At 38.9% G+C, this 22,718-nt stretch carries 21 protein-coding genes and 3 pseudogenes; 4 read left to right on the top strand and 20 right to left on the bottom strand.

The window, feature by feature from the left end; translation table 11 throughout:
• Window positions 1-254: 254 nt before the first annotated feature.
• The 4 genes from ABLC00_RS00585 to ABLC00_RS00570 form a co-directional block, all read right to left on the bottom strand.
• Window positions 255-1,694: an amino acid permease gene (locus ABLC00_RS00585; RefSeq protein ID WP_006582343.1), complete on the bottom strand. Its 1,440-nt coding sequence runs from the start codon at window positions 1,692-1,694 to the stop codon at window positions 255-257.
• Window positions 1,695-1,856: 162 nt separating this feature from the next.
• Window positions 1,857-2,216 carry a RidA family protein gene (locus ABLC00_RS00580; protein ID WP_000071347.1) on the bottom strand — a complete coding sequence of 120 codons (360 nt, stop codon included), beginning with the start codon at window positions 2,214-2,216 and terminating at the stop codon, window positions 1,857-1,859.
• Window positions 2,217-2,226: 10 nt separating this feature from the next.
• Window positions 2,227-3,330, bottom strand: a complete 1,104-nt coding sequence (gene alr / locus ABLC00_RS00575) for an alanine racemase (protein WP_033846962.1) — start codon at window positions 3,328-3,330, stop codon at window positions 2,227-2,229.
• A 21-nt stretch (window positions 3,331-3,351) separates the two neighbouring features.
• A complete protein-coding gene (locus tag ABLC00_RS00570; protein WP_033846961.1) occupies window positions 3,352-4,617 on the bottom strand; it encodes a D-amino acid dehydrogenase in 1,266 nt (421 codons plus the stop codon).
• A gap of 136 nt (window positions 4,618-4,753) precedes the next feature.
• Here ABLC00_RS00570 and ABLC00_RS00565 point away from each other — a divergent pair, with 136 nt between their 5' ends.
• Window positions 4,754-5,221, top strand: a complete 468-nt coding sequence (locus ABLC00_RS00565) for an Lrp/AsnC ligand binding domain-containing protein (RefSeq protein WP_001247568.1) — start codon at window positions 4,754-4,756, stop codon at window positions 5,219-5,221.
• Between the two features lie 40 nt (window positions 5,222-5,261).
• Here the strand turns inward: ABLC00_RS00565 and ABLC00_RS00560 are convergent, their stop codons facing one another.
• Entirely contained in the window at window positions 5,262-6,407 is a 1,146-nt protein-coding gene (locus ABLC00_RS00560) for a DUF1624 domain-containing protein (protein WP_033846960.1), read from the bottom strand.
• Between the two features lie 74 nt (window positions 6,408-6,481).
• On the opposite strand from ABLC00_RS00560, the gene ABLC00_RS00555 reads away from it, so the two are divergent.
• Window positions 6,482-8,572, top strand: coding sequence for a TonB-dependent siderophore receptor (locus ABLC00_RS00555; protein ID WP_033846959.1), 2,091 nt, complete (start codon window positions 6,482-6,484; stop codon window positions 8,570-8,572).
• 46 nt (window positions 8,573-8,618) lie between these two features.
• Here the strand turns inward: ABLC00_RS00555 and ABLC00_RS00550 are convergent, their stop codons facing one another.
• The 7 genes from ABLC00_RS00550 to ABLC00_RS00520 all read right to left on the bottom strand — a co-directional run bounded on the left by ABLC00_RS00550 (window position 8,619) and on the right by ABLC00_RS00520 (window position 14,046).
• On the bottom strand, window positions 8,619-8,999 hold the full coding sequence (locus tag ABLC00_RS00550) for a nuclear transport factor 2 family protein (protein ID WP_002050553.1): 381 nt from the start codon (window positions 8,997-8,999) through the stop codon (window positions 8,619-8,621).
• A 24-nt stretch (window positions 9,000-9,023) separates the two neighbouring features.
• Window positions 9,024-9,404: a ribonuclease E inhibitor RraB gene (locus ABLC00_RS00545; RefSeq protein ID WP_002050544.1), complete on the bottom strand. Its 381-nt coding sequence runs from the start codon at window positions 9,402-9,404 to the stop codon at window positions 9,024-9,026.
• A gap of 111 nt (window positions 9,405-9,515) precedes the next feature.
• Window positions 9,516-10,181: an RluA family pseudouridine synthase gene (locus ABLC00_RS00540; RefSeq protein ID WP_002050564.1), complete on the bottom strand. Its 666-nt coding sequence runs from the start codon at window positions 10,179-10,181 to the stop codon at window positions 9,516-9,518.
• 110 nt (window positions 10,182-10,291) lie between these two features.
• Window positions 10,292-10,993, bottom strand: coding sequence for a DUF1003 domain-containing protein (locus tag ABLC00_RS00535; RefSeq protein WP_033846958.1), 702 nt, complete (start codon window positions 10,991-10,993; stop codon window positions 10,292-10,294).
• Between the two features lie 80 nt (window positions 10,994-11,073).
• Window positions 11,074-11,577: a DUF2867 domain-containing protein gene (locus ABLC00_RS00530; RefSeq protein WP_033846957.1), complete on the bottom strand. Its 504-nt coding sequence runs from the start codon at window positions 11,575-11,577 to the stop codon at window positions 11,074-11,076.
• Window positions 11,578-12,064: 487 nt separating this feature from the next.
• The gene (locus ABLC00_RS00525; RefSeq protein WP_033846956.1) at window positions 12,065-13,264 is read right to left on the bottom strand and encodes an MFS transporter; all 1,200 of its coding nucleotides are present in this window, start codon (window positions 13,262-13,264) and stop codon (window positions 12,065-12,067) included.
• A gap of 197 nt (window positions 13,265-13,461) precedes the next feature.
• Window positions 13,462-14,046 carry a TetR/AcrR family transcriptional regulator gene (locus ABLC00_RS00520; protein ID WP_033846955.1) on the bottom strand — a complete coding sequence of 195 codons (585 nt, stop codon included), beginning with the start codon at window positions 14,044-14,046 and terminating at the stop codon, window positions 13,462-13,464.
• A gap of 243 nt (window positions 14,047-14,289) precedes the next feature.
• Between ABLC00_RS00520 and ABLC00_RS00515 the strand changes: the two are divergent.
• Window positions 14,290-14,990: pseudogene (locus ABLC00_RS00515) on the top strand (SDR family NAD(P)-dependent oxidoreductase).
• An 85-nt stretch (window positions 14,991-15,075) separates the two neighbouring features.
• Here the strand turns inward: ABLC00_RS00515 and ABLC00_RS00510 are convergent.
• The 5 genes and pseudogenes from ABLC00_RS00510 to ABLC00_RS00490 form a co-directional block, all read right to left on the bottom strand.
• Entirely contained in the window at window positions 15,076-15,534 is a 459-nt protein-coding gene (locus tag ABLC00_RS00510) for a hypothetical protein (RefSeq protein WP_348941246.1), read from the bottom strand.
• A 23-nt stretch (window positions 15,535-15,557) separates the two neighbouring features.
• Window positions 15,558-15,872, bottom strand: coding sequence for a hypothetical protein (locus tag ABLC00_RS00505; RefSeq protein ID WP_080775632.1), 315 nt, complete (start codon window positions 15,870-15,872; stop codon window positions 15,558-15,560).
• A 55-nt stretch (window positions 15,873-15,927) separates the two neighbouring features.
• Window positions 15,928-16,338 (bottom strand): hypothetical protein, encoded by a 411-nt coding sequence (locus ABLC00_RS00500; RefSeq protein WP_025467856.1) that lies wholly within the window; start codon window positions 16,336-16,338, stop codon window positions 15,928-15,930.
• An 8-nt stretch (window positions 16,339-16,346) separates the two neighbouring features.
• Window positions 16,347-16,550, bottom strand: a pseudogene (locus tag ABLC00_RS00495) (hypothetical protein); the annotation flags it as partial.
• 50 nt (window positions 16,551-16,600) lie between these two features.
• Window positions 16,601-17,044, bottom strand: a complete 444-nt coding sequence (locus ABLC00_RS00490) for a hypothetical protein (RefSeq protein WP_033846951.1) — start codon at window positions 17,042-17,044, stop codon at window positions 16,601-16,603.
• Window positions 17,045-17,086: 42 nt separating this feature from the next.
• On the opposite strand from ABLC00_RS00490, the pseudogene ABLC00_RS00485 reads away from it, so the two are divergent.
• Window positions 17,087-17,448 (top strand): annotated as a pseudogene (locus tag ABLC00_RS00485) (short-chain dehydrogenase); the annotation flags it as partial.
• Window positions 17,449-17,468: 20 nt separating this feature from the next.
• On the opposite strand, the gene ABLC00_RS00480 reads toward ABLC00_RS00485, so the two are convergent.
• Genes ABLC00_RS00480 through ABLC00_RS00470 form a run of 3 tightly spaced genes read right to left on the bottom strand, consistent with a single transcriptional unit; the run spans window position 17,469 to window position 22,286 of the window.
• The gene (locus tag ABLC00_RS00480; RefSeq protein ID WP_033846950.1) at window positions 17,469-18,356 is read right to left on the bottom strand and encodes a hypothetical protein; all 888 of its coding nucleotides are present in this window, start codon (window positions 18,354-18,356) and stop codon (window positions 17,469-17,471) included.
• 25 nt (window positions 18,357-18,381) lie between these two features.
• Complete coding sequence (locus ABLC00_RS00475) at window positions 18,382-19,476, bottom strand: DUF2515 family protein (protein ID WP_033846949.1); 1,095 nt, start codon at window positions 19,474-19,476, stop codon at window positions 18,382-18,384.
• A 2-nt stretch (window positions 19,477-19,478) separates the two neighbouring features.
• On the bottom strand, window positions 19,479-22,286 hold the full coding sequence (locus ABLC00_RS00470) for a type VI secretion system Vgr family protein (protein ID WP_033846948.1): 2,808 nt from the start codon (window positions 22,284-22,286) through the stop codon (window positions 19,479-19,481).
• Window positions 22,287-22,718 lie beyond the last annotated feature (432 nt).

The following is a 22,718-nucleotide window of genomic DNA, read 5'->3' as shown; positions in this document are numbered from 1 at the left end:
TTTTCCTTAATTGATCTATCTTTTGTCCCTATTTTTTAAGTTGCATTATTTATGTACTGCCTTCACGGCAATTTTAATTATCCAATCTCGATTCACCAGATTAGCCGGAGTTTAGCATGTGATAATGCTAGATGTCGCTTTACTCCCCCCCTCAAAACTGTGCTATTGATTCAAAAATAAACAATATTATTCCGATAAAAAAACTGATGAAAATAAAAAAAGCCAATCATGATTGATTGGCTTTTTAATAAAACTTAATGATCGTTAACGAGTTCACGTCCTAGCTTTTTCATGCGTGGTTTATACAACACATGATAGGTAACACCTAAAATAACTAACCATACCGGACTGACATATAAAGCTTTCAAAGTATCTGGCTCTAATGCCAAGATGACTAAAGTAAAAAGCATAAATGCCAAAACAACATAACTCATCCAAATGCCGCCCGGCATTTTGAATGTAGATTTTTCATGTAATTCAGGACGTAATTTACGATAGCGTAAATAGCACACCATAATGAGACTCCACACACTAATGAATAGAATCACACAAAGTGAACTTGCCAACGTAAATGCCTCCATGGTGTTTGGAACAAAGTACTGAAGCACTGCCCCGCCCATAATGAAAGTACAAGAGAAAATCAAACCATTTGAAGGGACTGCACGTTTTGATAAACGGCCAAATGCTCCCGGCGCCTGACCATCTTTTGATAAACCGAACAGCATACGGCTGGTTGAAAACACACCGCTGTTCATTGAAGACATGACCGAAGACAGCACTACCAAGTTCATGATAATCGCAGAAACCGGAATACCCGCATTTAAGAATAACTCAACAAACGGGCTTTTATCTGCACGAATGTGATCCCACGGTGTTACCGACATCACAATAAATAACGCCAATACATAGAACAAAATAATACGTACCGGAATCGCGTTAATTGCTTTCGGTAAGTTCTTCTGCGGGTCTTTGGTTTCAGCAGCTGTTGTACCAACCAACTCAACCCCGACAAACGCAAAAACGGCAATCTGGAATCCTGCCAAGAAACCTTCTGTACCTTTCGGGAATAAACCGCCATGTGACCAGACATTACTAATGCTGGCAACAGCGCCTTGCGGAGCTTGGAAATGGCTGAAAATCATGTAGCCACCCACACCGATCAGGCCAATAATTGCCAGAATCTTAATAAGGGCAAACCAGAATTCAATTTCACCAAATAGTCGTACTGTAAGGAGGTTAAGTCCCATCACAAACAATACACAGCCTGCACTAATCATGGCCTGCTGTATTGGAGAGAAGCTTGCACCATCGGGTAGCCAGAAGCTCAAATAGTTAATGACTGCTGAAAGGTCCGCAATACCGACCAGCACCCAACCTAACCAATAGGTCCAACCCAAATAGTAACCAGCCCAAGGACCAATCAGGTCATGAGCCATATCAACAAAAGATTTGTAATGCAGATTTGCAAGGAGCAACTCACCCATTGCACGCATTAAGAAAAAGAACATGCCTCCAATAATCATATAAATAAAGAGAATTGAAGGACCTGCGAGGGAGATGGTTTTACCTGAGCCCATAAATAGGCCAGTTCCAATTGCACCGCCAATTGCAATCAGTTGTAAATGACGGTTAGACAGTTTTCGTTGCAGATGATCGGGAGAATTTTCCGTATCTGAATGACGAGCCGTTGTCATATTAAAATTCCTTTTTGAATTCCTTTGTTAAGATCAGCAACCTATGGCGAAAATTGAACCGTATGCCATAGGTCACTGAATCTGTTCACCAAAAAACGACTGGTTAAACCGTATCTATCTTCCTTCTGTTAGATACATCATCGTTTTTGGAGTAAAGCCGAATTACTTTTGTGCTGCCGTCACGGCAATTTCAATGAGCCAATCCGGATTGACCAAATCGGCCTGAATTGTGGCACGCGATGGAGCAACACACCCTTTTAACCAGTCAACCCAAATTGCATTTACGGTTGAAAAGTCAGAAAGATTTTTCAAATAGAGCTGCGCAGAAAGTAAGCGAGATTTATCGGTATTGGCTAATGCCAAAAGTTCATCAATCGTGGCAAGAATTTCACGAGTTTGGCCTGCCACGTCTTGCTCGGTATTTTTAGGCACCTGACCTGACAGATAAACCACTTTGTTAAAAACAGTCACGGCGCTCATGACTTCGTTGGTGTTGATCTTTTGTATATCTGAATTAGACATTCGGATTTCCTTATACCTGATTAATAAATTGAACACGGGCGGTGACGGCACACATCAGTTCATAACCCACCGTACCGGATGAAACAGCGACATCATCAATAGGTAGAACGACGCCTGTACTTGATTGCCCCCAGAGCACCACTTCACTACCGACTTTGGCACTCTCAATACCCGTTAAATCGACTGCCAACATATCCATACTGACGCGGCCAACTGTACGCGTGCGTACTGAGTCCACTAAAACTGGAGTACCTGTTGGCGAAATACGTTGATAACCATCGGCATAGCCGCAAGCCACAATCCCAATCGTCATGGGTTGCTCTGCGACAAAGTTTGAACCATAACCTACGCTTTCATTCGGTTCTAAATGCTGAACGGAAATAATTTCACTGCGTAAGCTCATGGTCGGTTGTAAGCCCCAATCTGCAATACTATGGCTCGGGTAATCTGGCGAGCTACCATAGAGCATGATGCCACTGCGGGCATAATCTGATTTGAGCTGGTCTTGATAGCGCAAAATTGCCGCACTATTACTTACCGATCTTTCACCCGGTAAATCCTTCACAATTTCTTCAAAGGCAGTAATTTGATAATCAATACCTTGCTGACCAAAACGATCGGCATCTGCATCTGAAAAATGCGTCATGTGCGTAATCTTGGACACATTTGCCAAGTTATTTAAACGTTCCCAAGCTTGAACATAGTTTTGTGGTTTAAAACCAAGACGGTTCATACCACTGTTCATTTTCAAGAAAACATCAAATTGAGCTGGATAAGGATGCTTTTCTACCCACTCTATTTGCACTTCACTATGAACGGTGAAACTGAGTTGATACTGCACACAATCAAATAAATCTTGAGGAGAGAAAACTCCTTCGAGCAATAAAATTGGACCTGTCCAACCTAGAGCACGAATTCGTTTTGCTTCATCAAGATCAAGTAAGGCAAAGCCATCTGCTGCTTTAAATGCTTCATAAACACGTTCAATTCCGTGTCCGTAAGCATTGGCTTTTACAACGGCAAAGACCTTACTGTTTGGCATAGCCTTGCGCACCACCGCCAAGTTATTTTGTAAAGCTTGACGGTGGATGACTGCGGTAATAGGACGAGGCATGATTTACTTTCCTAACGTCCGTTAAGCTGCGTGCGCGTGAGAATAACGTTGAATTGAAAGGCCATCGGTACTGATATCAGTCTTATGATTCAATACGATGTCACTGATTAATTTTCCTGAACCACACGCCATGGTCCAACCTAAAGTACCGTGACCTGTATTCAAGAACAGATTTTTAAAGCGAGTCGCACCAATAATTGGAGTACTGTCTGGTGTCATTGGACGTAAACCTGTCCAGAAAGACGCCTGTGCCATATCGCCGCCCGGGAACAGGTCTTGAGTCACCATTTGCAAGGTTGCACGGCGGTCTTCGTTTAGACCCAAATTGAAACCGCTTAACTCTGCCATTCCACCTACACGGATACGTTGGTCAAAACGAGTAATCGCGATTTTGTAGGTTTCATCCAGCACTGTAGATTGCGGAGCAAAAGCAGGATCAACAATAGGAATCGTCAACGAGTAACCTTTTACAGGATATACAGGTAACTGTAGATCAAGCGGTTTCAAGAAATCACGTGAATAGCTACCAAACGCTAGAACATAACGATCTGCTGTTAAAACTTTACCATTAACTTGAACGCCCTTAATTTGATCGCCTTCAACAATCAATTTTTCTACGTTCTGTTTAAACTGGAAATTAACGCCCAACTCTTTAGCAATTTGAGCTAAAGCATTGGTAAATAAATAGCAGTCGCCTGTTTCATCATTTGGTAAGTGTAAACCACCCACGAGTTTATCTTGTGCATTTGCCAAAGCAGGCTCTACACGACCGAGTTCATTAGCATTTAATAACTCGTAGCTTACGCCGCATTCTTCAAGCACGCTAATGTCGCGTTGAACCGCTTCCATTTGTGCTTCTTTACGGAATAGCTGCAAAGTACCTTTAGCGCGGTTTTCGTAGTGAATACCCGTGTCTTTTCTGAGTTCACGTAAGCAGTCACGGCTGTATTCAGCCACACGCATCATACGTTCTTTGTTCACAGCATAACTTTGTGGATTACAGTTTTTCAGCATTTGCGCCATCCACTGTAATTGCCACATGCTGCCATCTAAATTAATCGCAAGCGGTGCATGGTGTTGGAACATCCATTTCACAGCTTTAAAAGGAATTCCTGGTGCTGCCCAAGGGGTCGAATACCCAGGCGAAATTTGACCTGCATTACCAAAACTTGTTTCTTCAGCAGGACCTGACTGGCGATCGAGAACAGTAACCTCAGCTCCTTGTCGAGCCAGATAATAGGCACTTGCCACTCCAATAACGCCGCTACCTAGTACAATTACGCGCATTTCCATTCCCTCACGCACACCAGTTTATTTCACTAGTATATTTCTGCTTAAATAGTTTATTTCACTGTTTTTCAGGCTATAATCTAGGTAAATTTATGTTTTTCTCGCGAGAATTTTAAAAAAAGAGGAAATATCTATGCGCCCCTTAGATCGTATAGATCGCATGATTCTGGATATTTTGCAGCGTGAAGGACGAATTGCGATTAGTGAATTGGCATCGAGAGTCAACCTCTCTACCACCCCCTGTTCAGAGCGAGTAAAACGCCTTGAGCGCGATGGCATTATCATGGGTTATTACGCACGGCTAAACCCAGCCTACGTAGACCGTAACCTGCTGGTCTTTTTAGAAATCAAGTTATCTGCCAAATCTGGCGATGTATTCGACCAAGTGGCCAGAGACCTCGTTGAGATTCCTGAAGTGCTTGAATGCCACCTCATTTCAGGCGAATTTGACTACCTTGTAAAAGCGCGTTTAAAAGAAATGAGTGCATACCGCCGTTTATTGGGAGATCTATTAAAGAAACTCCCCGCTTCGGCATCATCACACAGTTATGTGGTCATGGAAGAAGTGAAAGAAACTTTATATTTAGATGTAAGTAAGTAAAGCGAGGATTATTGAACTCGCTTTACTTACCTTTTGAAAATTAGAAATATTTTAAAATCGAAATATGCTTGTTTTGATGTTTAAATTTCGAGAACCATTTCACCGCTGGATAGAGTGCAAAAGACAACACAATCGTGATTAGCCACAGCATCCATACATGGCTGACCGACAAATAACTCCCATAGTTAGCTCCCCACATACTTAGCGCAAACACATACATCAGTTTCAGCACATATAAATGCAGTAAATAAAAGAACATCGGCACCGAGCCAAATACAACCAATGGTTTTAAAAATGAGTATTGCTGCATACGTTCAAAAGCAGTCAGTACAATTAATCCGATCCCAACATTTAGCAAAATAAACAATAAAGACGGCGGATACTTTGTGAGGTTAAAAAAGCTCATGAGGCTTAGTTGTAATGACTCAAAATGCTGCCACGGCTGGTCACCATAGACGTTGATCAAACGTAGTAAAACAAACAACCCAATACTTGCGAAACCTAGACTAAGTAAAGCGAGGCCTCTTTGTTTTGCTGTATATTTTGAACTAAACAACTGGCCTAATACATAGCCCAATAAAATTACCCCAATCCAAGGTAAAACCGGATAGCTTGTACGAAGCTTAATGCCCGCAAACTCAAGCCAGCCACGTTCGTGTAAAACGAACCATATATTTTGTAGAATGCCTTGTGAGAAGTGCACAGAATCTAATAAGTTGTGCCCAAAAATAATGACTAACGCTACACCAGCAAGGACTGGCAAAGGCAAACTTACACAACAAGCTAGCACCACCATGCTAATACCAATCGCCCAAATCACCTGTAAATAAATGACTTCGGGTGGAAAAGTCGCTGTCCATGCAAAGTTCACAAGGGTAAGCTCTAATACAATTAAAAATAAGCCGCGTTTTAATAGAAAGGCACGCGTTTGTTGTAAGTCCTGTTTTTTTGATTGAAATAAAAATGCAGAAATACCGGTTAAAAGTACAAAAACCGGAGCACAAATATGGGCCAATAAACGACTGCCAAATAATGCTGGTTCTGTTACTGTTACGTCCATTGGATCGGTAACCTGTTTATGTAAATAGAAAGTTTCTCTTACATGGTCGAGCAACATAATGAGGATAACCAAACCACGCAATGCATCAATCGACTGTAAACGTTCAATATTTTTTTCTATAGGCATAGCGATAATCAATAAAATAATGTAACGTTATACTATTACATTATAGTTCTTTTGTCTTTTATGGCTGATTATTTATGCAACACAAATTAGGATTGTTGTCTTCGTTGGGTCTATCATTTATATCGACATTCACTTGGGCAGAAGAAACGTCAACGGTACTTGAGACCATACGCGTTCAGGCTGAAAGTACCCAAGAAGGTGTGAGCCAAAATAGCTCGGCGACTAAATTTTCTCACGATGTTTTAGATGTCCCTTTTAACCGTGCTTATGTTTCAAAACAAATGATGGAACAACAAGACGTTCAACGGATTGATGACGCATTAAGCTTGGTGAGTGGGGTTTTTCATCAAAACAGTTTTGGTGGCGGCTTTTGGGAAAACTACTCTTTCCGTGGTTTTAGTACCGACCCCAATTTAGGTGCATCCATGATTCGAAACGGCTTGAGTGTCAACCGAGGGATTAGCGCTCCCAAAGATGTCGTAAATATTGAATCTTTAGAGTTTTTAAAAGGGCCTATGGCGGCTTTATATGGTCGCGGCGAAACAGGTGGTTTGCTTAACCTCAACAGTAAAAAACCACAGTGGGAAAGCGAAAGTGAAGTTAACCTACGTGCCAATACCCAAGAACAATATCGAATTAGCCTGGAACACACGGCGCCTATAAACGATGAACTGGCCTATCGTGTAGCAGTGGCTCATGAAGATAATCAAAGCTTTCGTGATCATGTCAGCAGTGAACGCTGGTTCTTTTCACCACAGCTCACATGGAAAATTTCAGACCAAACGCAACTCGACTTTGACAGTGAATTTACAGAGCATAAAGGAACCTTTGACCGTGGTGTAAGCACAGTCAATCACCAGTTTGTGATGGACCCGAAAACCTTTACAGGTGAACCTGACGATGGCGATTTGAAAATAAAAGATTACTTTTACCAATTACGTCTGAGTCACGAATTTAACCCTGACTGGAAGCTAAATAGTGCGGTTAGCTATAAAGACGCTAAAATGGTCGGCTTTGCAACCGAACCTCGTCGTATACAAGCCGATGGACGTACTTTAGAGCGTCAACGTCGCTATCGTGATTATACAAGCGAAGATGTGCTGGCTCAGACAGAGTTACTTGGCAAGCTTGATACGTCTTGGGCTCGCCATGAAATTTTACTTTCAACCGAACTTGGTCAACTCGACTACAAACAAAACCAGCTTCGTCGTAATCACAGCACAAGCTCACCAAACACAATTGATATTTACCAACCTGAATATGGCAAATATTTACCAAACCTAGCACCATTTACCAATACAAAAGAACAGCAGCGTTACTTTGCGCTTAATGTACAAGATCAGATCTTTTTTAATGACCAGTGGAGTGTGCTATTTGGCAACCGTTTTGATCAGGTCGAACAAGACTTTAAAAATCACCTGACTCAGACTGAAAGCAACCAGACGCTTCACCAAAATAGTCCGCGTTTCGGAATAAATTTTAAAGCCTCTGACCAATGGGCGTTTTATACCAACTATGGTCGCTCATTTGCCATGAATAGTGGTATGAACCGAAATGGTCAGACTTTTGCTCCTGAAAAAGGCGAAAGCTACGAGGTCGGCACCAAATATAAAGTGAATGACCAAAGTGTGATTAGTCTCGCTCTGTTTAAAATGAAAAAACGAAATGTACTCACAACTGACCCAATAGACAGTAACTTTCAAACCGCAGCAGGCGAAGTGAGTAGTAAAGGAGTTGAATTTGACTTAAATAGCCAAATCACTGACCGCTGGTTCGTCAATGCCAACTATAGCTATACCGATGCTCAAATTGAAAAAGATCAAGACTTGGCAAAAGGTGCACGTCTAAGTAATGTTCCAAAACACCAAGGTGCTGTAAGTACCAATTATGAGTTTCTACAAGACGGCTCAACAAAAGCAGGTGTAGGTGCCAACCTTACCTATGTGGGTGAACGCAGTGGACATAACCTTGATAATGGCTTTAATTTACCAAGCTATACCCTCGTAAACTTAAATGCTTACTATGCTCCATCTGACCGCTTACGCTATCAACTGAACGTAAACAACCTATTTGATAAAACCTACTATGTCTCAAGCTATAGCGATTTATGGGTTCAGCCGGGTGAACCATTGAATGCTTCAATTTCGGCACAGTGGAAGTTTTAATTTATCTATAAAATAAAAAAGCCCGAATTATTTTCGGGCTTTTTTATTAGAACATGCCATTTTCATTTACAAGCTGTTCGGGCTGTATTTGCCCGATATCCCAAAGCTCCGCAATTTTTCCATTTTCAAAACGGCAAATATGAACCACAGCCAAAATGGTGGCTTTGTCATTCATTTGCATTTCAAGTTTCGAATGCACGGCGACCAAAGTCCCATCTTCAATGACATGTTGAACATTAAAGACTTTATTGGGATTTTCAGCCGCGCTTTCACGCATCCCTTCCTTCAAAGAAGTCGCATCACCCGCATAATAAGGATTGTGATGCTTGAAATTAGGCGCAGTGTAATTGCTATAGGCTTCATCGACTTCGCCTGCTGCGGCAAGTTCTAGAAACCGTACCGCAATTTGTTTCTGAGATAAGCTCATGATTATCTCCTACTATTTTAGACCTTACTGTAACAGGTCATCTTCCTCACTCTCTTCTTCGAAGACATAGGCCATGCAGCCCCAACCATCATATTCACCCTGAAATTTTTCAGCGATGCTGGCAAACCATTGTTCCAAGTCAACAATATCTGAATACTCAGGTTCCATATTCACAAAGATGGTAATTACCCATTCATTCGGCTCAACAGAGTCATCTTGAAAAAGAGAAACTTTTTGTTCTTGGTAAAGTAAATAAAGTGCACATTGCTCTGCATTTTTTTGATCATGAAAAGCAATTGAAAATTCAATTTCATGCAGCTCTGTTAAGTCATCCCCATCTTCAACCATTTGCCAAAGTACATTGCCGTTATCGTCATCGGGAAATTGTTCGTAGTCGCGATTCATTAGATTGTCCTTGTTGTTGCTCTAATTTGTATTATTCGACATCAAGAATAACCGACTTTTATTGCAGTTTGGATATGTATTCAGTTGCGAATTGCATCAAATTTTAATTTTTTAAAAAGGCACTTGCGACTCAATCACTACATCGGTTCCTTTCAATGGATGTTGAAAAGCCAAATACGCAGCATGTAAGGCCATACGGCTTAAATGAAAACGTTTAGGTTCAGGGTGATACAACTTGTCTCCCATAATCGGATGGCCAATATGCATCATGTGCACACGTAGCTGATGTGAACGCCCTGTGACTGGTTCAAGTAACACCCGAGTTTGATCTGTTTTTTCATCATAAACGAGCGGTTGAAACAAGGTTTTGGCATGTTTGCCTAATTCAAAATGTACAATTTGTCTTGGGCGATTTTCCCAGTCGGTAATGAGTGGAACTTCAACACTGCCCTCTTGCTTTACTTGACCTTGCACCAAAGCAATATAATGCTTTTTGACTGTTCTGGCCTGAAACATTTTACTTACCGCGACTTCTGCATCACGGTGCTTGGCAAACATAAGTAGGCCCGACGTTGCCATATCTAAACGATGCGTCACTTTAGCCAAAGGGAACTTTTCCAGCACCCTTAAATAAGCACTGTCATGATGCTCAGGTAACCGGCCCATGACCGACAACAAACCCGCAGGTTTATCAACCACAATCAAATCGTCATCTTCAAATAAAATTGAAAGCGGATCTTGTGGTGGAGCATAAACAAAGTTGTCGTTTAAAGGCATAGTCGTAGAAACAGCAATGGAGCATGGCGGCAAATCATAAAGAAATTTCAGACCTACCGCAAAACAATCTATAAGCTATCAACATGTTCCACGTGAAACTCGAAAAATCTTTATCGCTTTTTATTCATTTCCGCTAAAAGATCGAGCTGAATTTCTTGAATATGTGCAAGCCTTTCCCACTGATGCGATAAAAGATGATCCATTTTTTCATGTAAATGGCGAATCTCAAGCTCGGCTTTTAAATTAATTTGATAGTCATGTTGAGAGCGCAAACGGTCTTTGGCTTCTTGACGATTTTGACTCATCATAATAATAGGTGCCTGAATTGCCGCTAAACATGACAACACTAAATTCAGCAAAATAAAAGGATAAGGGTCAACGGGGCGGACCACCATCACCACCGTATTTAAGACAATCCACCCCGTTAAAAATAAAGCAAAACAAATGAGAAAAGCCCAGCTACCACCAAATGACGCGATTTTATCTGCCAGTTTTTCTCCAAACGTCCAGTTTTGATCAAAATCTGACTCTGTATTTCGGCTAATTAGCTCATGGCGTTGCATACTGCCAATTACTTCATTTTCTAAATTAGAGAGTTCGCCCTTTTCCGAGCGTAATAATGATTGCACGTATTTAATTCGATAATCTGCCAGATCGGCTCGACAAATAAAGCTTGAGTAATTCCAATCTGGATGATCTTGGATAATTTCATCGCTAATCACATTTCGAATGACTTCACCCGAAACCAGATCTTTTAACGGGAAATTCTTTCCGCATACGGCACATTGGCGACACTGGTTTTTATTCTCCATCTTATTCAGCTCGCAATTATAATAATAAGGATATTATATAAATGATTTCAGGCGACAACATCGTAAATAAAAATAATGCTTTAACCCAATATTTGTAAAGTTGCTGGCACTATTTTTCGATGTGCAGGAATCACCGGAACCATGTAGAGTCTTCCAAGCCAATTTTTAACATGCACCACTGTGGTTACCGTCAATACTTGAGTCTTTTCATTCTTATAAATAGATAAAGTCACATTTAAATGCTTGTCATCATCTCCAATCACTAATTCATTTTCGGTACGTTGCCGTAAGGTGAAAATTCCAATTCGGTCGCCTGCGACATATTCATTTTCTTTTTTATTCGAATCAATTTGCTTAAAACTTCCTAAGTCTTTAAGCCCAATCTTTGAAGTAATTTTATTACGCACATTCATGCTCCACTCTACCCACTCTGGAGTGTGATGGAACAGTTTAATAAGTTGCCCAAATACATTCAGGTCTGGCTGACCCAGCACAATACTCCACGAGTCGTGGAAGTAGGCATTGTTCAATTGAGATGAGATTTGACTGTCGCTAGGTAAAGCAGAAAGATAAGGCTTATTCATAGATTATATTCTTGTAAAGTATCGTTTTTATTATAGAGAATTTTTTAGGGTGTCAAGGGAAAACATCTATGGTTTACTTCAACAATCATAACTTTGTAAGTTATAACCTTGTGCCTATAAACTTTTGATCTATAGCGTCCTAAGCCGAATCGAGACCTTTTGGGTGAGTACACACTAACGTTATACGTTTTGGTGCATGCTACTCTTTTCGATCCCTATCACACCCTTGAGATATAGTTTAGCCAGCACCCTGCGGGATTGTTTTTCTAAGAAAAGCGAATTTTTAATATTTTTGGGAATTTTTACGCCATTAGGCAAATTTAAAAGAATTTATTCCCATTTACCTATAATTAGTTATATTTAAATTCCACTTTAATTGTATTTTTCGGTTTATTTTACCAAAGCATTAACTGTTTTGAGCAATTAGGCATCAGACTATAAAAAGTAAATTACCCTTCATTTTTTTGTCATGAAGGGCAAAAGTCTTTTATGAAGAGATAAAACCATGTTTACGGGCTTGGTAAACGGTACATAATGCGATCAAGGCAAAAACTAGCATAAACCATGGAAAAGAAGCTGCCCCAAAACTTTCAAGCAGTCCTCCGCCAATCATTCCACCGAATGCAATAGCAAGGTTAAATACCGTGACCAACATAGACTGCGCTACATCTGCTTCGTGACCCGCAGAATTTGCCAAGGCTGTTTGTAATAGTGTTGGAGCCCCACCAAAAGTAACTCCCCATAACACAACACCCGCCAGTACGACAAAACTTGAAGAGCTATAAACACCCAAGAGCACTGTTGCGATAGCAAAGATCAATAAACTTAAAAGCGTTATTTTTCTTAATGAACGATCGATAAACATGCCTGTAATGAGAATGCCGACAATTGAAGAAATGCCGAATATAAACAGGATATTCTCAACTTTGTATGTGTGCCCTGTCGAGGCCAGAAATGATGAAATATAAGTATAGAGAATGCTATGTGCCAATATCCAAAGGAAGACGACTGTTAAAACAGCTCTAATGCCCGGTATTAAAAGAACTTTTAAAATGGGTAACCTTTTCTGTGCTGACTGCCCTGCAAAATCAGGAATGCTAAACCGAATCCAGACAAATAAAATTAATGCCAATAAAGACATGATCCAGAAGACACCCCGCCACTCAAATAACGCTCCCAACCATGCACCCAAAGGAACTCCAATTGATAAAGCAATGGGTTGCCCAACCCCGGCAATTGCTAAAGCTCGTCCTTGGTAGGACGCAGGGACCATACGTCTTACATAACCCGCTAAAAGTCCCCATATAACACCCGCAGCCATACCTGCAATAAAACGAGCAATCAAAGTCAGCATATAGTCATTTGATAAGGCAGTAATCGCGTTAAATACAAGTAACCCTGCAATAGCACTGAGTAATAAGGGTCTCCGATTCCAACTACGGGTAAGACTAATTAGCGGTATTGCCGCTAAAACAGAACCTAAGGCATACACTGCTATAAGCTGTCCTGCATACGCTTCTGAAATATGTAAGCCTTGACTGATTTGGGGCAAAAGCCCTGCTGGCATGGTTTCTGTCATAATGGTCAGAAAGCCTGCAACTGTAAAAGCCAACAGTTTCCAAATTGGTAATTGAGTAGAGAATTCATCAGTTAACTGATGAGATGTTTCATTACTCTTAGTATTCATAAAGCTTTACTCTCAAATTCTTTTACAGCGTACTTACTCTGCTCTTTCTTGCTATAAGCTTGTTTTATCAGGTTAGGATGGGAAGACATTTGTTCTCCATGTGAACTAAAATCATTATTTTGGAATGATCATTCCAATTTAAGTTAAATAAAAACCTTAACTATTCAGCTCAACCATAGTTAAGGTTTAAATGAGTTTTATAAAACGTTTAAAGCAACCTCAACCACATCCATTAAACATTGCTTTCTTTGTTCAAGTGGGCTGCCTTTCCCTAAAACACGTAAACCTTGCATAGTGTTTAGAAAGAAACTTGCTAGCGCACGCGGGTTTTGGGTAGAAGCGATTTCACCAGATTGTTGAGCTTTAATTAATAAACTCTCTAAAGCATGTTGAAGTTTCTGTAGGTTACTTGCAACGAATTGAGAGACATCTTCATCATGTCCAGCCAGTTCCAAACAAGCATTTGCAACAAAACAGCCTTTGTGTTGTGAATCATTCAGCTCATCTTCAACCACATTTATCAGTAATTGCCGAATCAGTGCTTTTGGTGAGCCTGAACTAGACAATAGTTCCACATTGTTAAGTGTGATTAAAAGCTCATAGCGCTGTAACGCTTTTTGATAAAGACCCTGTTTGTTTTGAAAGGTACTGTAAAGGCTACTTCTAGATAGCCCCGTACCATCAACCAAGTCTTGAACTGAAGTTGCAGCATAACCACGACGCCAAAAAACCTGCATTGCAGCATCAGCAATTTCATCGGTTTCAAATTCTTTGGTTCGCATAAAACTTACTTAACAGGAACGATCGTTCCAATTAATCTATGATAGGAAGATAGAGAAGTCAAACTAAAAAATTATTTCTATAGCAAACGGTTCTTCAATTCAGAAATCACTACCCTAGGTTTTTCATATTTTTGTCTTGTTCTTTCTGCATTATTTTTAGATTTAATTTTTTCGCTTGAATACATTATAAAAACATATTATAAACTATTTCTAACCAAATAATTGGTTTTTTGGAACTTTATAATGAACAACAATATTATAATTTTTGGTTATGGAACAGGTATTTCCAAAGCCGTAGCACATAAGTTTGGTAAAGAAGGCTATAAAATCGGTTTAGTGGCACGTAATGCTGAAAAACTCGAAAAAGCCATTTTAGAACTTAAAGCACAAGGTATTGAAGCTTACGCTTTTACATGTGATTTAGCGGTTCTTGAAGATATACCAAACCTAATTAAACGCATTAAAGATCAATTAGGAGAGATTAAAAATATTCATTGGAATGCTTTCCATGATATTGAAGGCAATATCTTAAAAACCCCTCCACTAGAGCTTACTAAAAGCTTTCATATTCGTGTTTCGAGCTATATTGCGACGGTACAAGCTTGCTTAGGTGATTTAGAGAAGAACCGCGGTAGCATTTTATCGACAAACGGAATTTTTGCTTTCGATGCAGTTGGCATCGACTTGGTTGCCAAAGAATATTCATCGCTAGCAACTACTGCTGCCGCTCAATACAAAGCCACCAACTTGCTTGCTCATAGTCTTGCTGACTCAAATGTTTATGTGAGCCAAGTGATTGTAAACGGTTTCGTAGATGGAACCCCAGAAGCGAAGGAAAAACTTACGCGGTACATCCAGAAACAGTTGCAGATCAGTTCTGGTACTTACACCAGCATAAACAAGAAACCGTTTCTCTTTGTGGAGAAGCCATTCAAGCTGCTTAAACTATTTCTGATGAGAGAAGAAGTGTAATCAATTAGGCTTCTTCTCGTTTTTAAATTGATGTCTGTATGCATCCGAATTCTTTAATTATTTCTCATAGTCTGAAGGATCAATTTTGTATGTTTTAAAGAGAATAGAACGTACAGAATCTTTTATTTCTTCATCATGCTTAATAATTAAATAAATATCTTTTTTAGTCAGAGGAACTTCTTTTAGTAAATCTGGTAAGTCTGCTGACCTTATAGCACTGACTTCACTAGGTTGTTTCAAAATATTCGGAACTTGTTTTTCAAACTTAAAATCTACACCTTGTAAGTTAAAATAGACCATAACTCTTCTATTTAAAGAATCACTATCATCATATAGAACTGTGCCTGCTGGAAGAATTGTATATGATGAATAGTTATCGAAATTTGATGCTATTCGTAGAGGTTTCTCTAGAACATGAATTTCTGGTGTCTTTGTACGGTTCCAGAAGTAATAATTTAATAAAGACTGTATGATAAAAAGTAAAATTAGTACGGTAATTAATAAATTCTTTTTCATATCTACTTCTTTAAAAATATCTTTTATTCTTTAACTACGAATTCATAGGTCTTAGTTAACTTGTCATCGCCTCTTCCATAAAAATATGCATTAATTAAAATTTTGTATCTTCCTTTATATTTGGGAATACCTTCTATTTTTATATGATTGTATCCATCTATATCATCTACTGGAGTAATTTGAATTCCCTGATTTTCTGGAATATTAGAAGTTAATTCAAAATGTTGTTCCGAGACTTTACCACCTGTGATTTTCAATTGCTGATTATATGCCTTACCTACATAGGCTACTGGAAGCCTTTCCGGCTCAATTGTATATTCGTGACCACACCCTGTCATAACCCACAATGGCACACCCAAAGTTACTAATTTAAGCTTCAGATTTTTAAACAAGTTATTTTTCTTCCCATACGATTGGAAATTTTTCTGATTTAGAGACATTACCAATCATTGCAGAGAAAATGGCTTGGCATTCTAAATTAATTTTTTTAACTGAACTGATATCTATAGGTTCACAGCTTCTATTATCATTATTTGAGCAGAATTCTACAGATACATCAATTTTGTTATTTTCAATCTTATCTATATAAGCATCCAACATTTGGTTGTTATTAGCAGTATTTTTGCAAACTATTTTTTTCGATGATGATTCTTTTACTTTATCCAAAACTTCATTGTTCTTAAAATTAATAGAAAAATTTAACTTTTCATTACTTTTCCTAGTATGTTCTATTGTGAAATTTGAAATTTTTTCACTACATCCACTTAAAAAAATTAGCCCTAATAGGTAAAGAAATTTTTTCATTTAAAACTCTATTGAAAATTGGATTTTCTTACAGCTTCTTTTGATATCAGAATATTATCTACCATAACTTTACTGCTTTGTAATAAGCCACCAAAAACTACTCTACAAGACATATTGCTAGTTAACAATTTTTCTAACTGGTTTTTATCGATACATACATTCATTGATTCATCTTCGCAAACTTTGAAGTATCCAGATGAAGTATATTTTCCTGTACATCCATAAAGGCTGAGCACAATTAAAAAATATTTATACATCCATTTTATTCAAAATTAGCATTCGTCAACTTTGCTTTATTTGATTGATAAGCATCATTTGAGTAATTTTTTCTTAATTCAATTCTGCATTCAGTATCAATTTTTGCTTTTTTAATATCGACTGAACAATCATCATTTTTACATATTTCGACATGTACCATATATTTATATAATTGATTATTAATTTCTTCTGAATCTAAGTCTACCCCACCTCTTACCATAAGCTGATTTTCCAAACAATTTAGCTTAGAAATAGGAAATACATTTTTTTCAGAAATTTCTTTTAAAGAAGAAGAGCTTGTAACAAAACCTTGGTATATTTTTTCTCCACTATACATAGATTGGAAATATTTAAATTTTCCAAAATTAATATCGGTAGATTGAGAATTTATGTTTTTAGAAGTACAACCAAATAATAAAAATATCCATATACATGATAAAAATTTCATTTTACTTGAACCTTTTTTAATTCGGCTTGCAATATTTGCTCTGGTGATTTAGAAAAGAATTATGGCAGTATTTTATCGACAAACGGGATTTTTGCTTTCGATGCAATTGGCATCGACTTTGTTACCAAAGAATATTCATCCTTAGCAACTACCGCTGCTGCTCAATACAAAACCACTAACTTACTGGCTCATAGTCTTGCTGACTCAAATGTTTATGTGGGCTAAGGATTGTAAATGGTTTTGCAGATGAACCACCTGAAGCTAAAGATAAAACTTATACGATCCATCCAGAAACGGTTGCGGAGCAGTTCTGGTACTTACATCAACATAAACAAGAAACTGTTTCTCTTTGTGGAGAGCCATTCAAACTGCTTAAATTATTTTTTATGAGAGAAGAAGCGTAATCAATTACACTTCTTACAGTTTATTTTACATAAGGCCAAATGTCTGGGTCTATATAGTTCTCATCTATATGATAACCCTCTTTTTTCATATTATTTTCTTCAGTTTTACGGGCTTTTTTATTATTAGCAACTTCAGTTTCAAATGCTTGCTTTAACTGCTCTGAATTCATCTTATCTGAATCAGAGATAGCATTTCGCCCTGCATATTTAAAGTTTTCAAAGCTGTACCTCACCATATACTGTTCTTTTTTATCATCTTTATAGGTCCGTCGAAGACTAATACCCAGCTCCACATCCCCATTATACAAATTAAATACCAACCTATTTGTTTTCGAAAGCACATCCTGCCATTCTTTAAAACTTAAGATATAAGTTGGATCTATAACCTCTCCCATAGTCTCAGTCATATGCTTTAGATTATCTTGTTTATCAATTCGAGCACTAAAAGGTAAAAAATACTGCTTCCATTGTTTGTCATTAATCTGATGTACTAATTTAGTATAAGCAGTATAAGCCTCTTGGCTCGTAGTATATTCATTTGGATGCAAGCTAGCATTAATGTCCATGATTTGAATACCATCATTGCTTCGTCGAGCTACTTGTGTACCTAGCACACTGATTACATTTTCAATTTCTAAATTACTCTTTTCACTAAATACACGCACTCGACCTAGTTTTGGTGGAGTCCAATCTAATGATAAAAAATTCATCCCTGCAGGTTGACGATCAACTGGTGTAGTACTATTTTTACTAAAATCTTGCATGCCTTGTTCACCAAAATGAAGGGCTATTACATCTTGATTTTGGTTCATTGACTTATTTCCTTGGGTAGTATTATTTGCGGGCTTACAAGAGATTAAAAAGATGCATGTAATAATGCAGATAAATAAATATAAATAGTTTTTCATAATAGGTTTCCAGCTTTGTCTAGCATCATACCTTCCCTTCATTACTACTTGAATGTATTTTAAAATCGGCTTTACTATTTCCCCATTTAGAAATAGTTTTCAATTCTTGTTGTAAAAATGGCCTACCTTTTTCATCAAGCATTAAACGGTGATATTTTTCAGCTGCTTTACCAATCCATTTCATACGACTATCATAATCTTCAGCAATCGTACCCTTGAGAGGAGCAATGTAAACGTCCTCTTTTAATTCTACTAATTGATCAGCTTTACTACCTGTATAATTACCAAACCAATTCTTTTTTACCGCGTCTACACTATAATCACTTGATAGAACAAGTGTGGCATCTGGCATACCTATAAACCAACGTTGCATCCACGCACCAAATTTAACTGAGCAATTTTCCCAAACAACGACTTGAAGAATATTATGTTGTTCCTGTACCGCAATAGCCATCAAATGATCGAATAGATTTTGACTCGCTTTTCTATATTTACTTTTCTCATCACCTCCATTCAAAAAAGCTTTCTCAATGGCAGGTAATAAAGTAAAAGCATCATTAATTTCTTTCGTCACCTTTAAATTTTTAATACTAGGTAAACACGATGACCATGGCAAATTCATTAATGCTGGCTTAACAAATTTGAAAGTACTAGTATCTCGCGTACCTTTACAACTCTTAAAAGATTCTGAAGATGCACTCCAAGCTAAATGCCAAGGAGCAATATCCATAAACAACCACAAATTGCCACGAGCAAAAAGATTTATAGCCTCTTGTACACCGACATTATAGCCAAGCAGACTCCCCCAATGCTTAAATATAGTTGCAACTGTTTTTGAGGCAAAAGCTCCTAAGCCCATCCAATAATATCGCCCCAAAAGGTTCTTATTTCCACCGAGCTCTATTTCTAAAAATATTTTGGCATATACGGAGGCAATTCTTCTTGCTCTTGCCTCATATCCTGGCTCAAGTTTATAGCTATTCGCTTTTTGTAAGTTAGATAATCTCTTGATGGCTTCTTGCTGATATATTTCCCAAAATGTCAAACAGTCACAGTGAGCATCCTTACAACTATGTTCACTTATGTTCGTTTTACTGTTCCAATCTAAACTGTTAGACATTTTTATTTACTTCCTTGCGCTGGATCTACCCAAACTTCGGTCTCATCTACTGTTTCTAAATCCAACCATAATAAATCGAGCTTAAGTTCCTGTTCTTTGGGACTATGTATTTCTTTGGTTTGACCTTTCTTATCTGAGTTAGCAAAAATTTCTTTACCTTCAGAAGATATCTTGTAATCAATAAATGAAAGTGGCTCACCTGAAGGTAATAGCATCTTGAACTTTTCATTATAGGCTTCGTAAGCGGGTAACCCTTGAAGGTTCATACCTACCTCAGCTCCCCCCATAAATTTATGCTGCCCAGACTTCACCTCAAATTTGCCGCCTGTAGTCATAAAAATCCCCGAACCGGTAATTCTGACTTGAGAGCCGCCTGCGGTGAGCACAATTTCCTTGGATGCGGTCGCTTCGATTTTGTCTTCAGTCGAAATAACCTGAACAGCTTTACGGGCAATTAAATCTGCTCCATCGCCTTGCGCTTGTATCTCGACTTTACCTTTGCCTGCATAGAGTCTTGCCCCTTCTTGCGCTGCAAAAAGGCTAATTTTATTTTGGGCGTGTGCGATCAGGTTCTTTTGAGTAGATAGGTTAATACTGTCGCCCGCAGTTTGGTTGAGCTGCCCATCTGCACTTAAGTGAATGTCTTCATTACTCGCGACCGCAATACTATTTGGGCTTGCCAGTAGCATGATCGCATCTTTGAAAGTTTTGGCTTTTGCGTTGTCTTGCTGTTCAAGTTTTTCAATAAACGACTTTAGGTTTTCTAAATGTTCTAAGGGGTCAGTTTGCTGATTTTTAGCAACTTCACTGAGTGCCTTGGCATTATTGAGGCCACCTTCAATTTGTTGTTTGGCCTCAGCTGCGTCTAGGTGTACACCTTGGGCTTGGTCTTGTTTATGGGTACTAATAAGTAAGCCACTGCCTGCACGTACCGCGCCCCACTGGTCAGTTCTGAGTTCAAAGCCTTCTCCACGACCGTCGCTTTCCGCCTTGTCTTTTGGATGGCTTAAGTTACCGAGATTTAATTGGCTAGCTGCATGGCTGCTTTGTAACTGAGCACTGATTTGACCTGTGGTGTCATCAAAACGGAGTTGGTTAAAGCCTTTACCGTCGACTTCTTCAGAGCGAATACCACTGAGCTTTTTGGTATCAGGTAATTGGCCTTTCTGGTCGAATTGGGTTGGGTGGCGTTCGGCCTCATGAATACGTCCCACCACAAACGGGCGGTCAATGTTGCCGTCAAAGAAGTCGATTACCACAATCTCACCAACACGTGGCAAGAAGCGTGCTCCATAGCCTGCACCCGCCCATGGGGTCAGCACATCCACCCAAGCCGAATCGGTGTCATTGTCGTTACTACCGGCTCCACCATCATGGCTATGGTCATCAGCTCGGGTAAACAGGAATCGGACTTTAATACGCCCCCACTGGTCAACATGAATGCTTTCACCCTCTAGCCCCACAACTTTAGCGCGCTGCGGGTAAGCTACCGGTCGGTGTTCTAGCGGGTTATATTCAGGTACAGCTTTAACGTTGCGTCGAACGACATTGAGTTCAGCAAAGTGGCGCTGCTCAGGATTTTGCGTGTCGAGTTCAGTTGCCTTGAGTTTGTCTTGTGGTAATAGGTGTTCAAGTTGCTGTTGTAATTCTTTCGGTAAATTATTCTGGTTGTAGTAGTGCTTGCTTAAGATTAAAAACTCTTTATCAGCACTGTCATGCTGGTCGAGTTCAGGGTGTTCATTGAGTTCAAACCAGTAACCCACCTGCGCATCACGGATGTTACCTGCAACGGTAAACTGTTTAGAACTCAGGTGATGGTAAGCGTTAATGTGTTGGTTAAGCTGTTCAATTTGACTGTTGCCTGAAGCAGTGGCTTGGTCTTCGCCTTTTAAGTCCTGCATCCAAGCAGGGCTAACATGCCATGCATCTTCAAGGTTCAGGCTAGCATTGTCATAGTGTTCGCTGTGCTTTTGTGTGCCTTGTACGCTGCCACTACCTTCTTCTTGTTGTAATGCATCGGCTTGCCAGCGTTGGATATGAACCGAGGTTGGTTGTAAACGACGCTCAGCTTTGACTTGGGTAATGGTATCAAACTGTTCTGTGGCACTGCTGCGTTGGTAACGTAGGCTACGGCGTTCAAGAATTTTATAATTTTGATTTTCATCAATTAAACGTAGCACTTGTGGCTGAATAGAAGCATTCGGGTCCGCGACTAAAAGCTGTGACTCATCGACCAGCCAATTAATGCCTTCACTACGCCACAAACGGGTTAAAAAGTCATAATCGCTTTCGTTAGACTGCATCACAAATGGACGCACATCGTAGTCCTTAGTTAAGCCAGATGTGTCGAGCGTTAAGCTTGAGGCAAACAGCGGACTTTTACCTTGCCATTCTTTAAACAAAATTTCGCTAATATCGCGCACACTTTTATTCATAAACACGCGGCTATTGCGGCGTTTATGCCAGAGTGCAGTTGGGTCTTTTAAAGTTAAATTATAAATAGTGAGTGAGCCGTCACTTTGGCCTTGGCTGGCTTCGGTAATAATACCTGTCGTTCTAAAAAATTGGCCCATGTCAGTGACCTGATCGATAGCAACCTGACAGCCAATAAATTGTTTTAATGCAATATGCGCATTTGTAGACAGACACAATAATTCAGCAACGCTACCCTGATTAAGCGTATGTTCGCCCTCAATACGTTGTAAGAAGACTTGCTGATTTAAAGACTGATTTGAGAATTGGATATGTACAGCACGATTTTGTGAAACAAGGCCTAAACGTTCCAATATACTCGACACACTCATCTGCATTTTTATTATCAATCAAACTTATATTTAGGCCCTATTTTAATTAAAAAAAGACTAATCTGTCTATCTATACTCATTTTCAAATGTAACTAGTCAAAATATGCATTTTTACGTTAATTTTTTATTCAATAGGTATGTCAAAAGTAAACTTCGATCATTTTAATGCATTTTAAATTATTTATAGATACTTAAATGATATAGCTAAGCAAGAGATAATTAATTCCCAGCACAACTTAGTGGAAACGTATTTAAGCTAAAAATATTCATAAAAACCAATAAATTGCATGTTTTTATAAATTTTAAAGTAAAGCTCTTATCTATATTTTTCTTTTTGGGTGAATGTCATTCATCAACTAATTAATTCCCACCACTTATAAAACCCTATATATGACCTATTTTATTCTTTTTCTCACGCCCATATATATTTCGAGTTTA

Origin of the sequence: Acinetobacter nosocomialis (assembly GCF_041021905.1) — a bacterium.
Lineage (GTDB): Bacteria > Pseudomonadota > Gammaproteobacteria > Pseudomonadales > Moraxellaceae > Acinetobacter > Acinetobacter nosocomialis.
The sequence above is the reverse complement of the archived record's forward strand: the minus strand, read 5'-3'. Positions and strand labels throughout refer to the sequence as shown.

Excerpts from the sequence above, each read along its gene's own strand:
- ABLC00_RS00585 (WP_006582343.1), bottom strand. The coding sequence starts at position 1,694 with ATGACAACGGCTCGTCATTCAGATACGGAAAATTCTCCCGATCATCTG.
- ABLC00_RS00580 (WP_000071347.1), bottom strand. The coding sequence starts at position 2,216 with ATGTCTAATTCAGATATACAAAAGATCAACACCAACGAAGTCATGAGC.
- alr (WP_033846962.1), bottom strand. The coding sequence starts at position 3,330 with ATGCCTCGTCCTATTACCGCAGTCATCCACCGTCAAGCTTTACAAAAT.
- ABLC00_RS00570 (WP_033846961.1), bottom strand. The coding sequence starts at position 4,617 with ATGCGCGTAATTGTACTAGGTAGCGGCGTTATTGGAGTGGCAAGTGCC.
- ABLC00_RS00565 (WP_001247568.1), top strand. The coding sequence starts at position 4,754 with ATGCGCCCCTTAGATCGTATAGATCGCATGATTCTGGATATTTTGCAG.
- ABLC00_RS00560 (WP_033846960.1), bottom strand. The coding sequence starts at position 6,407 with ATGCCTATAGAAAAAAATATTGAACGTTTACAGTCGATTGATGCATTG.
- ABLC00_RS00555 (WP_033846959.1), top strand. The coding sequence starts at position 6,482 with ATGCAACACAAATTAGGATTGTTGTCTTCGTTGGGTCTATCATTTATA.
- ABLC00_RS00550 (WP_002050553.1), bottom strand. The coding sequence starts at position 8,999 with ATGAGCTTATCTCAGAAACAAATTGCGGTACGGTTTCTAGAACTTGCC.
- ABLC00_RS00545 (WP_002050544.1), bottom strand. The coding sequence starts at position 9,404 with ATGAATCGCGACTACGAACAATTTCCCGATGACGATAACGGCAATGTA.
- ABLC00_RS00540 (WP_002050564.1), bottom strand. The coding sequence starts at position 10,181 with ATGCCTTTAAACGACAACTTTGTTTATGCTCCACCACAAGATCCGCTT.
- ABLC00_RS00535 (WP_033846958.1), bottom strand. The coding sequence starts at position 10,993 with ATGGAGAATAAAAACCAGTGTCGCCAATGTGCCGTATGCGGAAAGAAT.
- ABLC00_RS00530 (WP_033846957.1), bottom strand. The coding sequence starts at position 11,577 with ATGAATAAGCCTTATCTTTCTGCTTTACCTAGCGACAGTCAAATCTCA.
- ABLC00_RS00525 (WP_033846956.1), bottom strand. The coding sequence starts at position 13,264 with ATGAATACTAAGAGTAATGAAACATCTCATCAGTTAACTGATGAATTC.
- ABLC00_RS00520 (WP_033846955.1), bottom strand. The coding sequence starts at position 14,046 with ATGCGAACCAAAGAATTTGAAACCGATGAAATTGCTGATGCTGCAATG.
- ABLC00_RS00510 (WP_348941246.1), bottom strand. The coding sequence starts at position 15,534 with ATGAAAAAGAATTTATTAATTACCGTACTAATTTTACTTTTTATCATA.
- ABLC00_RS00505 (WP_080775632.1), bottom strand. The coding sequence starts at position 15,872 with ATGACAGGGTGTGGTCACGAATATACAATTGAGCCGGAAAGGCTTCCA.
- ABLC00_RS00500 (WP_025467856.1), bottom strand. The coding sequence starts at position 16,338 with ATGAAAAAATTTCTTTACCTATTAGGGCTAATTTTTTTAAGTGGATGT.
- ABLC00_RS00490 (WP_033846951.1), bottom strand. The coding sequence starts at position 17,044 with ATGAAATTTTTATCATGTATATGGATATTTTTATTATTTGGTTGTACT.
- ABLC00_RS00480 (WP_033846950.1), bottom strand. The coding sequence starts at position 18,356 with ATGAAAAACTATTTATATTTATTTATCTGCATTATTACATGCATCTTT.
- ABLC00_RS00475 (WP_033846949.1), bottom strand. The coding sequence starts at position 19,476 with ATGTCTAACAGTTTAGATTGGAACAGTAAAACGAACATAAGTGAACAT.
- ABLC00_RS00470 (WP_033846948.1), bottom strand. The coding sequence starts at position 22,286 with ATGCAGATGAGTGTGTCGAGTATATTGGAACGTTTAGGCCTTGTTTCA.